The 716-nt window shown below is 58.4% G+C and carries 1 protein-coding gene and 1 pseudogene; both read right to left on the reverse strand.

The annotated features are described in order from the left end of the window. Window positions 1-220: pseudogene (locus EN780_RS36195) on the reverse strand (hypothetical protein); the annotation flags it as partial. Next, window positions 220-716: sugar ABC transporter permease (locus EN780_RS36200; RefSeq protein WP_210215106.1), on the reverse strand; the 497-nt coding region annotated here is incomplete at its 5' end. The gene EN780_RS36200 and the pseudogene EN780_RS36195, both read right to left, overlap by 1 nt.

Raw genomic sequence — 716 nt, forward strand, 5'->3', positions numbered from 1 at the left:
CATCCATCGCGTTGAGTTCGGTGAAAAGCTTGCGAAAGCTCTCCAGTGTCGGTGAAAATATCCATTTCGGCGGATAGGCCGATATGTCGACATCCGACTTCAGCGAAGACAGCGTCATCCAGACGATCGGAAAGGCGAAGAAGGCGGTCGAGATCAGGGCCAGCAGATAGTAGCCGATACCGCTGAAGAGCGATCCACGTGGCGCAGTCGAACTCGACATCAGCGTGCCTCCTTTTCGTTCACCATGCGCATGAAGCCGGTATACTTCACGAAGATCAGAACCACGGTCAGGATGATCAGCAGCGTGATCCAGGACAGCGCGGCGCCGTATCCGAGATTGAAGAAACGGAAATTTACGCGCGCCAGATAGACGCTGAGCAGATCGGTGGCGAAGTCGGGGCCGCCTCGGGTGATGATGTAGACGGTGTCGTAGGTTCGGATGGCGTCGACGATCCGCAGCAGGCTGGCGATGACAATCACCGGCCTGAGCATCGGCAGAGTAACCATGAAGAATGTCTGAATGGGGGATGCGCCGTCGATCGCCGCGGCCTCGAAGGGACTCTTCGGCAGCGCTGACAGGCCGGCAAAGATGATGAGGAACATAAACGGCGTCCACTGCCAGACATCGACAAGCACCATCGAAGCCATGGCGCTGGCTTTCTCGCCGGCCCAAGGCTGGGGCGGGATGCCCGCGAGGCTGAGCACTTGTTGAGCAC

The organism is Mesorhizobium sp. M4B.F.Ca.ET.089.01.1.1, from assembly GCF_004022605.1.
GTDB classification, from domain to species: Bacteria; Pseudomonadota; Alphaproteobacteria; order Rhizobiales; family Rhizobiaceae; genus Mesorhizobium; species Mesorhizobium abyssinicae.